This is a genomic window from Mesorhizobium sp. M5C.F.Cr.IN.023.01.1.1, assembly GCF_003997585.1.
GTDB classification, from domain to species: domain Bacteria; phylum Pseudomonadota; class Alphaproteobacteria; order Rhizobiales; family Rhizobiaceae; genus Mesorhizobium; species Mesorhizobium wenxiniae.
On the sequence record NZ_RZSU01000046.1, the window covers coordinates 40,854 to 50,701 of the forward strand.

Annotated in this window: 9 protein-coding genes and 1 pseudogene; 6 read left to right on the forward strand and 4 right to left on the reverse strand. The window is 61.3% G+C overall.

The genetic code is table 11. The features are described 5' to 3' along the window. Positions 1 to 7: 7 nt before the first annotated feature. The gene (locus tag EOA78_RS19140; RefSeq protein WP_127316478.1) at positions 8 to 1,036 is read right to left on the reverse strand and encodes an amino acid ABC transporter substrate-binding protein; all 1,029 of its coding nucleotides are present in this window, start codon (positions 1,034 to 1,036) and stop codon (positions 8 to 10) included. A 445-nt stretch (positions 1,037 to 1,481) separates the two neighbouring features. On the opposite strand from EOA78_RS19140, the gene EOA78_RS19145 reads away from it, so the two are divergent. The 5 genes and pseudogenes from EOA78_RS19145 to EOA78_RS19165 all read left to right on the forward strand — a co-directional run bounded on the left by EOA78_RS19145 (position 1,482) and on the right by EOA78_RS19165 (position 5,112). Then, entirely contained in the window at positions 1,482 to 2,651 is a 1,170-nt protein-coding gene (locus EOA78_RS19145) for a cystathionine beta-lyase (RefSeq protein WP_127316479.1), read from the forward strand. A gap of 213 nt (positions 2,652 to 2,864) precedes the next feature. Continuing rightward, positions 2,865 to 3,544 (forward strand): annotated as a pseudogene (locus tag EOA78_RS19150) (RNA polymerase sigma factor). Positions 3,545 to 3,643: 99 nt separating this feature from the next. Beyond that, positions 3,644 to 4,168 carry a DUF4142 domain-containing protein gene (locus EOA78_RS19155; protein ID WP_127316480.1) on the forward strand — a complete coding sequence of 175 codons (525 nt, stop codon included), beginning with the start codon at positions 3,644 to 3,646 and terminating at the stop codon, positions 4,166 to 4,168. Continuing rightward, positions 4,165 to 4,494 (forward strand): cupredoxin family copper-binding protein, encoded by a 330-nt coding sequence (locus tag EOA78_RS19160; RefSeq protein WP_127316481.1) that lies wholly within the window; start codon positions 4,165 to 4,167, stop codon positions 4,492 to 4,494. Before EOA78_RS19155 ends, EOA78_RS19160 begins: the two co-directional genes overlap by 4 nt. Before the next feature lie 228 nt (positions 4,495 to 4,722). Next, positions 4,723 to 5,112, forward strand: a complete 390-nt coding sequence (locus tag EOA78_RS19165; protein WP_127316482.1) for a YkvA family protein — start codon at positions 4,723 to 4,725, stop codon at positions 5,110 to 5,112. A 51-nt stretch (positions 5,113 to 5,163) separates the two neighbouring features. On the opposite strand, the gene EOA78_RS19170 is transcribed toward EOA78_RS19165, so the two are convergent. Beyond that, a complete protein-coding gene (locus tag EOA78_RS19170; protein WP_127316483.1) occupies positions 5,164 to 6,390 on the reverse strand; it encodes an anion transporter in 1,227 nt (408 codons plus the stop codon). A 535-nt stretch (positions 6,391 to 6,925) separates the two neighbouring features. Between EOA78_RS19170 and EOA78_RS19175 the strand changes: the two genes are divergently transcribed. Then, positions 6,926 to 8,218 carry an Nramp family divalent metal transporter gene (locus EOA78_RS19175; protein ID WP_127316484.1) on the forward strand — a complete coding sequence of 431 codons (1,293 nt, stop codon included), beginning with the start codon at positions 6,926 to 6,928 and terminating at the stop codon, positions 8,216 to 8,218. 303 nt (positions 8,219 to 8,521) lie between these two features. On the opposite strand, the gene EOA78_RS19185 is transcribed toward EOA78_RS19175, so the two are convergent. Together EOA78_RS19185 and EOA78_RS19190 are read right to left on the reverse strand one after the other, a co-directional pair. Next, a complete protein-coding gene (locus EOA78_RS19185) occupies positions 8,522 to 8,722 on the reverse strand; it encodes a hypothetical protein (RefSeq protein WP_029354271.1) in 201 nt (66 codons plus the stop codon). Between the two features lie 73 nt (positions 8,723 to 8,795). Then, positions 8,796 to 9,095, reverse strand: a complete 300-nt coding sequence (locus tag EOA78_RS19190) for a DUF1236 domain-containing protein (RefSeq protein ID WP_127316485.1) — start codon at positions 9,093 to 9,095, stop codon at positions 8,796 to 8,798. Positions 9,096 to 9,848: the final 753 nt, after the last annotated feature.

Sequence of the window (9,848 nt, forward strand, 5' to 3'; positions counted from 1 at the left end):
ATTTCGATCAGCGGATCGGCGGAGCGTATTGTAGGCCGCCCTTGGTCCACAACGCGTTGATGCCGCGCGCGATCTTCAGCGGGCTGCCCGAACCGACATTGCGTTCGAACATTTCGCCGTAATTGCCGACTGCCTTGACGATGTTGACGACCCAGTCGTTGGAGACACCGAGATCGGTGCCGATCTTGGTATCGGCCTCCTGGCCGAGCACGCGCTTGATCTCGGGATTGTCCGAGGTCTTCATCTCGTCGACATTGGCCTTGGTGATGCCGAGTTCCTCTGCCTGCAACAGCGCGAAGTAGGTCCACTTGACGATGTGGTACCACTGGTCGTCGCCTTGCCGGACCGCCGGTCCGAGCGGTTCCTTGGAGATGATCTCGGGAAGCACGACGTGGTCGGCGGGCGAGCCCAGCGTCAGCCGGATGCCGTAGAGGCCCGACTGGTCGGTGGTGTAGACGTCGCAACGGCCGGCGTCATAGGCGGCGTTGACCTCTTCCAGCTTTTCGAAGACGACCGGGTTGTACTCCATCTTGTTCGACTTGAAGTAGTCGGCGAGGTTGAGCTCGGTCGTGGTGCCGCTCTGCACGCAGACCGCCGCGCCCGAAAGCTGCAGCGCGGAATTCACGCCCGGCAGCTTCTTGGCGTTGATCATGAAGCCCTGGCCGTCATAGTAGGTGACACCGACGAAGTTCAGCCCAAGCGCCGTATCGCGGTTGATGGTCCAGGTGGTGTTGCGCGACAGGATGTCGACTTCGCCCGACTGCAGCGCGGTGAAGCGTTCCTTGGCGCTGAGCGGCGTGAACTTGACCTTGGTGCCATCGCCGAACACGGCGGCCGCGACAGCGCGGCAGAAATCCGCATCGATGCCTTGCCAGTCGCCCTTGTCGTCCGGCGCCGAGAAGCCGGCCAGACCGGTCGAGACGCCGCATTGGATGAAGCCCTTGGCCTTGACGTCGTCGAGCGTGGCGGCCGACGCGGCCGAAGCCACCAATCCAAGCGTGGCGGCGCCCAGAATGCCGATTGCAATGTGTTTCATAACCCACAGACCCTTTTCTGTTTTTTTCAGGCGAACCTGACTTTTTTCCGTGTGAACGCAGCTTCCCGTTCCGGCCCATTCCCGGAACCTGCATCGCAACCGACGCACTGCCTCCCATTCACGAACTGCATCGAAGGCGATTATTTCGGTGAGGTCAAGGAAAATGACCGAAACCGAATGAGTTCGAAACCAATTGTCGCAAATGCCTGAATTGCAGACAAACGCGCCCGGAAATTAGCCAGCCGTGCGAACAAAGCCGGCAAAGTCCGGTCAACGCAAAATCGGGGCTGCGCCGGCAAAACCCGGTCGCTCGGTTTTACGGCCCATGACTGACTTGTCGTGCGATGAATTGGCATATCCAAAGTCCGCCGGCTGGTGGATGGCGAACGGTTGCGCGGCCAATGCCGCCGCACTATGGCTAGCGCTTCATCAGAGGCGAAGAGCAATGGCAAAAGACGGCAACGAAATGGGCATCAACACGCGGCTTGCCCATTCGGGCAATAATCCGCACGAATATTTCGGCTTCGTCAATCCGCCGGTCGTGCATGCCTCGACCGTGCTCTATCCCAACGCGACGACGATGGCGGCACGCAGCCAGAAATACACCTACGGCACGCGCGGCACGCCGACCACCGACGCGCTTGCCGGCGCGATCGACGCGCTCGAAGGCTCGGCGGGCACGATCCTGGTGCCCTCGGGCCTGGCGGCGGTGACGGTGCCGCTGCTCGCCTTCCTGTCGGCGGGCGACCATGTCCTGATCGTCGATTCCGTCTATCACCCGACCCGCAATTTCGCCGACACGATGCTGAAACGGCTGGGCGTCGAGGTCGAGTACTACGATCCGCATGTCGGTGCCGGTATAGCGGCGCTGATCAAGCCCAACACCAGGGTCGTGTTCACCGAATCGCCGGCCTCCAACACGTTCGAGGTGCAGGACATACCGGCCATCGCCAGCGCGGCACACGCCGCAGGCGCGATCGTCATGATGGATAACACCTGGGCGACGCCGCTCTACTTCCGGCCGCTCGACTTTGGCGTTGACATCTCGATCCATGCGGCGACGAAATATCCGGCTGGCCATTCCGACGTGCTGCTCGGCACCGCGTCGGCCAACAGGGCCTGCTGGAAACAGCTTTGCGAGACATTTTACACGATGGGCTGCTGCGCTGGGCCGGACGATGTCTATCAGGTGCTGCGCGGCCTGCGCACCATGGGTGTGCGCCTCGACCACCATCAGCGCAGCGCACTGGCCATCGCCGCCTGGCTGGAGGGCCAGCCGGGCGTGGCGCGCGTACTGCATCCAGCGCTTGCCAGCCACCCCGACCACGATCTCTGGAAGCGCGACTTCTGCGGCTCGAGCGGCATTTTTTCGATCGTGCTCAAGGGCGGCGGCCAGAAACAGCAGCATGCCTTCCTCGACGCGCTCAGGATATTCGGCCTTGGCTATTCCTGGGGCGGCTATGAGAGCCTTGCCGTGCCGGTGTTCCTCGGCGACCGCGTCGTCGCCAAGGGCCCTTATGATGGCCCGCTCATCCGCTTGCAGATCGGGCTTGAAGACGTCGACGACCTGAAAGCCGATCTGGCGCGCGGCCTCGCTGCGGCGGCGGGTGCTTGAGCGACGGCAGGGTCATCCAACAGGCGCATCCTCGGCCTGATCACGCAGACCCGATCTGCTGGCCGCAACGGCGCGCTCAAGCTGCAGACAAGCTGCTGGTCGAAGCGGTAGCGTAGTCGGGCCGCCGGGAAAAATGTTCGGGAACCTTTTCTCGGTTAGCCCGTCCAATGTTTCGATCGGAGGATTTGCTTCCGGTCAGGAGATTGGCTCGCGATGAGGAAACCGCTCTCGGCTGCGACCGTCACGCCTGCCGCATCTGGCGAGATGCAGCTTGTCGGCCGTGCGCTGGCGCGCGAGGGCGGAGCCTTCCACACGATTATCAAAATGCACAACCAGCGACTCTATCGTATCGCCCGCAGCGTTGTTCGCAACGACAGCGAGGCTGAAGACATCGTGCAGGAGGCCTATGTCAGGGCCTTTGCCCAGCTCGGGGATTTTCGTGGCGAATCCTCTCTCGCCACATGGCTGTCGCGCATCGTCATCAATGAGGCGCTTGGGCGTTTGCGCAAAAGGCGGCGAACGGTAGCGATGCCGCAAAGTCTACAAGCCGAAATCATCAAGTTTCCCTTAATCCCAGCGACGATCCGGAGCGGACGATGGCGCAACGGCAGATCCTCGAGCTTGTCGAACGGGCGACCGATCGCCTTCCCGATGTCTACCGGACAGTATTCGTGGCGCGGGTGATCGAGGGTCTCAGCATAGACGAGACCGCAGAATTGCTTGATGTGCGGCCCGAAACCGTCAAGACCCGGCTGCACCGCGCCCGCGCCCTCGTCCGCAAGGCGCTGGACGATCAGATCGGCCCGGTGCTGCTCGATGCCTTCCCCTTCGCCGGCCGCCGGTGTGAACGGCTGACCGCCGCGGTGATGCAGCGGCTTGGCTTTACAGACTGATTTTTCCCGAATTCCCGGGAACGTTTGCCCCCGCCCGGCATCCAATCATCGTCAACTGGAAATGCCCGGAGCCATTCGCATCCGGCGAAGGAGAACGTCATGTTTATTCGATCGACCACCGCACTGGCAGCGCTTTTCCTGCTCAGCACAGCAACGTTGGCGCAAGCCTCCGATAAGCCGAGCGACCCGCAGATCGCCCACATCGCCTACACAGCCGGCGTGCTCGACGTCGAGGCGGCCATGCAAGCGCTGAAGAAATCGAAAAACAAGGAGATTCTCGACTTCGCCAAAGACATGCTGCGAGACCATGAAGCCGTAAACAAACAAGCGCTTGACCTGGTCAAGAAGCTCAACGTGACGCCAGAGGACAACGCCACAAGCAAGGCGCTGACCAAGGCGGCGGACGAGGAACGGGCGAAGCTCGCCAAGCTCGACGGCGCCGCGTTCGACAAGGCCTATGTTGACAACGAGGTCGCCTATCACAAGCAGGTCAACGGCGCGCTCGAAACCCTGCTGATCCCCTCGGCCGAGAATGCCGAACTGAAGAGCCTGCTGGAGACCGGCCTGAAGCTATTCCAGGGCCATGAACAGCATGCCGAACATGTCGCCGGCATGCTGAAATGAGTAGAGCACCGACGGTGTCGAAACGGCATCTGTGGATTGCAGTGGCGCTAACTATTGCTGCCGCATCCGCCAAGGCCGAAACGATTGAGGTGACGATCGAGAAGCTGGTGTTTTCGCCCGCAAGCATCGAGGCGAAGGTCGGCGACACGATCGAGTGGGTCAACAAGGACGTGTTCGCCCACACGGCGACCGTCACAGGCGGCTGGGAGGTGATGATCCCGCCGAAGACATCGGCGAGCCTGACGCTGAAGAGGGCAGGTTCGTTCGACTATTTCTGCCGCTTCCACCCCAACATGAAAGGCCAAATGACGGTGAAGTCGCCCTAGCCAAGCCAGCAGAGACCGCCCTGCACGCGCAGGGCGGTCGGGCGGCATCGAACTGCCTGGTAGCGAGGCGCCGGCTCGCCGGTCTGCGTCGCGGCGAACAGGGTGTGCGGGCGGCGTAGAGCGCCGCGCATCCTTTGGGACGCGCCACGGACGGTGTGGTCCAGTCTTTCTACGACCAGCGACCGCCGCTCGATGCAGGCGGACGACAATCTGTGCTAAAGTAACCCTATGAAAGCATGGCTGGAAGCGGCAAAGAGCCGGGCGCGCGACATCAAGCTTGATGTCGTCGCCCTGTGGTTCGCCGCACGCGATCCTCGAGTGCCCTGGTCCGCGAAACTCGTGGCGGGGATGGTGGCCGCCTATGCGCTTTCCCCAATCGACCTGATCCCGGATTTCATTCCGGTGCTCGGCTATCTTGACGACCTGATCATCGTACCGCTCGGCGTAGTCCTGGCCATAAGGCTTGTTCCGCCGCCGCTGATGGACGAGTTTCGAGCGCAGGCTGCCGCGCTCGAAACACGCCCGCAAAGCAGGACGGGAATGTTCTTTATCGTGGCGCTCTGGCTGGCTTTGGCAGCTTTGCTGATCTGGGCTTTTTGGCCCACCCACGCCAGATAGTCCGGAGGCTTGCTTGCACTTGAAACCGCCCTTGCCTGCTGCGCCGGCGGCCTAAAACCCAAGCGCCAGCCACGCCGTCCCGGCAAGCAGCGTGACCAGCGTCAGCGGCAGGCCGACCTTGAAAAACGCTCCGAAAGACAGCGTCTTGCCGGCGGCTCGCGCCTGCTCTGCGACAATCAGATTGGCGACCGAGCCGAGCAGCGTGAAATTGCCGGCCAGCGTCGAGCTCATGGCGACGACCAGCCAGGCGCGTTCGGGGTTTTCCAGGCCGGGTATGAACGGCCGCAGCGCCAGCACGGCCGGAACGTTGCTCATAATATTGGACAGCACTGCAGTGAAGCCGGACAGCCGCCAGACGTCGTCCAGCCCGAGGTTTTTTGCCGAGGCGACGATGTCGGGGCTGAGCAGCGTCTTCTCGGCGCCGGCGACGACGATGAACAGGCCGGCGAACATGAACAGCAGCGGCCCGTCGATCTCGCCGTAGATGCGCGCCGGCTTGATCGCGCGGGTCACGAGAAGAATGGCGCCGCCGATGAGCGCGGCCTTGGCAACCGGCACGCCGGCAAAGAAGGCGATTGCCAGTCCGATGCAGACGACCACGGCCTTGAGCACCTGTCCCGGCAGCATGCGGCCGCGATAGACCTCGGGGCTGAGCTCGGTCTTGCGCGCAAATTCGGCGCGATAGATGATGCGCACGATGACGACGACGGCGACGAGGCCAAACAGCGCGACCGGCGCCAGGGCCGCCGAGAAGGCCGGATAGGAAATCCCCGACAGCGCGCCGATGACCATGTTCTGCGGGTTTCCGGTGATGGTGGCGACGCTGCCGCAATTCGACGCCGTGGCGGTGGCGATCAGGTAGGGAATTGGGTTGCGGTTGATGACCCGGGTGACGTGGACGACGATCGGCGCCATGACCAAGCAGATCGCGTCGTTGACCAGGAACGCTGACAGGACGCCGGTCAGCAGCGTCACCATCACCAGCAGCATAAACGGCGCATGCGCGTGCTCGATGGCAACGGCGCCGAGTGCGCGAAAGGCGCCCGACACCTTCAGATGCGCGACGACGATCATCATGCCGAGCAGCAGCGTGATGGTGTCGAAATTGATCGCCCGGTAGGCGTCCTCCAGGCTGAGCGCGCCGATGGCGATCATCGCCGCACCGCCGAGCAGCGCAATGCCTGCCCGGTCAAGGCGCAAGCCGGGGATCCTGCCGATGGCAACGCCGGCATAGGTCAGGATCAGGATCAGCAGTGCGGCCGCACCCATCAATGTCATTCGTGGGAAAGCCCCGTTCAGATCCGCCCTGCCCCGCCATAAGGGTAGGCGCAAGCTGTGATTCCTGCCGCCATACTCACCCTGAGCTCAATCCGATCGGGCAAGCCTTGGCAATATCAAATATTGATGCGACGCGCACAGCGTCGAACCATCGAAGAGACTGGCGCACCATCGGCCAACTCATCCAGACGATCACACCAGCAGAGTTTCTCGTAAAACGTTTGGGTATGCTTCCGTCAAAGATGAAGGCTTAGAAGAAGCCCAAGCTCATTGAAATCGTGGCTCGATCAGGGCGAGGATGGAGACTGTCCCCACCTTTGGGCCGGCCGACCAGCAAAGCGAAGAACGCGCCTTCGGCATGGCAAGGCGAGCGCTGAACACCCGACTGACGCTGGAACAAGCAGCCGATTGCGGAGTTGGATCGGCGGTAGAGGTTTGCCGGAATGAGTTCCACTCCCGTGCTGCGATACATCTATATTGTTCTCGACGTTTCGGTCGTGCTTGCGCATTACACTCTTGGTGCGGCGTGGCCGCAATGACGCAGCGCGATCCTAACGCCACTTCACCACAGGAAGACAAGAAAGACGGCATAGGACGAGCACTTGGACTCGGCCTTATCACCGGCGCTGCTGACGACGACTGCTCGGCCATCGGTACCTATGCGAGTGCCGGCGCGCGCTTTGGCCCAGACCTGCTTTGGACAGCTCCTGTAACGCTGCCGATGATGTACACTGTCGTGTATCTCTCGTCGAAGCTTGGACAGGTTTCGGGCCGCGGCCTCTTTCATGCGATCAAGGATTTCTACCCACGGTGGCTGCTCTGGGCTGTTCTTGTGGGCGTGCTGATCGGAAACACGATCGAAGCAGCCGCCGATCTCGGCGGCATGGCTGCATCCATCAACATCTTCCTTCCTGTTCCGATCCCCCTCATTGTGATCGTATTCGCGGCCGCGAACTTTGCTCTCCAGCTTTGGGGCTCCTACACGCTCATTCGTAACATCTTTCGCTGGCTCGCGCTGGCCCTGCTTGCCTATGTCGGCTCCGCCATCATGGCGAAGCCGGATGCGGCAGCCGTGCTGTGGGGCACCCTTGTTCCGAAGATCGAGTTCAGCCGCGAGTTCCTGTCCATTCTGGTGGCCATCATCGGCACCACCCTTTCAGCGTACCTCTACACCTGGCAGTCGAATGAGGAGGTGGAGGAAGAGATTGCCGAGGGGAGAACGACGCTGAAGGAGCGCAAGGGTGCCACGGACGGTGAACTGCGCCGCTCCCGCCGCGATATCCTGATCGGCATGATTTTTTCCAACCTCATCATGTACTTCATCATCCTGTCGACAGGTTCTACGCTCTATGAAGCCGGCGAGCACGACGTAGAGACCGCCGCTCAAGCAGCCGAAGCTCTCAAGCCGCTCGCTGGTGCAGCCGCTGGCGTACTGTTCGCTGCCGGCGTGATCGGGGTCGGGTTCCTTGCCGTTCCGGTCATGACGACAGGTGCGGCATACGATCTGGCGCAGGCAGTTGGATGGAAGCACAGTCTTCATGCCAAGCCGCGTGAGGCGCCAAAGTTCTATATCGCGATCGGCGCCTTCACGCTGATTGCTGTCGGCCTGAATTTCCTGGGTTTCAACCCAATGAAGGCGCTCGTCTGGTCCGGAATCGTGCAGGGCTTTTCCACGCCGCCACTGCTTCTGCTTATCATGCTAATGACGAACAACCCGCGGATCATGGGAGACAAGGTCAACAGCCGCACAACCAACGCTCTGGGATGGGCTACTACGATCGCAATCTTTTCCGCCTCTTTAGGGCTGGTAGCGACCTGGTTTATCTAGGTCACCATGACGCTCACGCCATACCCCGGCAATTCGAGCTCACACGTCTCTACTGTGCTCCCGGGGGGCGGCGTGGCCAAGTGCGCGTGCTTCTGGAAAATCGCAATCTTGTCTGGATAGGTAATCCGGATCTCGCGTCCGCATCCGTCGCACCTGTAATGGGAAACGACCTGAAACCAGCTACCATTCTTGATGACGGTGAAGTTGCACTGCGGGCATTGGAAAGTCAGGCCAACAGAGAATAGGCTGGGCGTGAGGGACATTGCAGCACTTCGCATTCTGGAGAGTTTTGAGGCAGCTTGGTTAGTCCAGCGTCTCCACGACGAAGGATGCGGCAATTAAATCGTCGGCATCGATTCTGCCCTTGCCGTCCTCCATGACGGCTGCGACCTTTCGAAAGGTCTTCAGTTCACTCTCGGTAATCCGGGCGCCGCGCATCCTCTCATTGAGGTCGGCCACGCGCATTCGCAGCGCCTGGGACGCTCCAATCTCACGGTTCGACATGGTGATCACATTCCTCGTCGCTTGACTTCCCGCCGCACCTTTCGGCACTGCGGGCTGCTTTCAGTCGCTTAGGTCATTCGATAACTTTGATGATCTTACGCGTGCCCGGGTCAACGACAACGGTCCGGTTGTCGACCACCACGTACCGGTATTTGGTGTCGGGGACTTCATGAAGCTCGACCGTCTCGGGCAGGGTTGAGCCGATATTGAGCTCCACTCCAGGGATTTTCACCGATGCTAGCGGCTGCTTCTTGACATATTCCCTGATGACCGTCTCCTGTTCAGGCTCGATGATTACGTCCTGAGCAGCAGCGGCGCCGATACCTGCCAGCAGCAGAAATCCCGCGGCTGCAGTGGAAAGACGCATTCTCATAAGTGCCTCCTCATGTGAACTCTGTGCGCTGAACGGCATCGTCTTGGCGCCAGGCCCACCAACCTCAGGCAGCCGCAAACGTTCCCTGGTTGGGCTTCGGTCTGATCCAGACGGGACCTAAGTCTCGCCTGTTTTCGCGTAATAGCCCGGACATCGCGCCACCCGGAACTGCCGCTGCTCGCAGTAGTTGCTCGCTGTGAGTTCACGGGAGGAGTCCATGGAGAATAGCGTCCACCAAGCCCGCTGGTTACTCGCTCCGGTCTTCGCAGTCTCCATCGCGTTCCTGGCAATAGGGATCATCGTGAGCTAGGGGCCGGCCGACTTGAGATCCGCGCAGCTAAGTCCCTTCCTGCGCTGATAAGGGACCACCCGCCATTCCTCGCTTTGGCGGGTGGTCCATGCGAGCGCGACGTCCTCATCGCCGGAGCCAGCACCGAGACGTGGAGCAGCCCTTCCTCGCCACGGAGAAGCCTGATGGGGAGGCTCATGCCGGGGGCACAGCGGGGTTCATCGCATTTTTATGCCTTCGGGTAGCCGGTCGCGCGGTTTTTTTGGGTTTCTGACACCGGATTTTAGAGCACTCACCCGTCTCTCGAGCTTTCTCGAAGCGTTCTCGCAGCCGTGGATGTGCCCTAGCCATGGAATTCGCTGGTTCACAGGAGATGCGGCAGAAGCCGAACGCCTCCCCGAGCCGGGTATTCCATACGGGAGTAAAAAAGCCCGCCGCACCTTTCGGCACGGCGGGAGATCAGT

Bases quoted from the DNA above. Each gene is read 5' to 3' on its own strand.
- EOA78_RS19170 (WP_127316483.1), bottom strand. From the start codon at position 6,390: ATGACATTGATGGGTGCGGCCGCACTGCTGATCCTGATCCTGACCTAT.
- EOA78_RS19145 (WP_127316479.1), top strand. From the start codon at position 1,482: ATGGCAAAAGACGGCAACGAAATGGGCATCAACACGCGGCTTGCCCAT.
- EOA78_RS19155 (WP_127316480.1), top strand. From the start codon at position 3,644: ATGTTTATTCGATCGACCACCGCACTGGCAGCGCTTTTCCTGCTCAGC.
- EOA78_RS19165 (WP_127316482.1), top strand. From the start codon at position 4,723: ATGAAAGCATGGCTGGAAGCGGCAAAGAGCCGGGCGCGCGACATCAAG.
- EOA78_RS19185 (WP_029354271.1), bottom strand. From the start codon at position 8,722: ATGTCGAACCGTGAGATTGGAGCGTCCCAGGCGCTGCGAATGCGCGTG.
- EOA78_RS19140 (WP_127316478.1), bottom strand. From the start codon at position 1,036: ATGAAACACATTGCAATCGGCATTCTGGGCGCCGCCACGCTTGGATTG.
- EOA78_RS19160 (WP_127316481.1), top strand. From the start codon at position 4,165: ATGAGTAGAGCACCGACGGTGTCGAAACGGCATCTGTGGATTGCAGTG.
- EOA78_RS19175 (WP_127316484.1), top strand. From the start codon at position 6,926: ATGACGCAGCGCGATCCTAACGCCACTTCACCACAGGAAGACAAGAAA.
- EOA78_RS19190 (WP_127316485.1), bottom strand. From the start codon at position 9,095: ATGAGAATGCGTCTTTCCACTGCAGCCGCGGGATTTCTGCTGCTGGCA.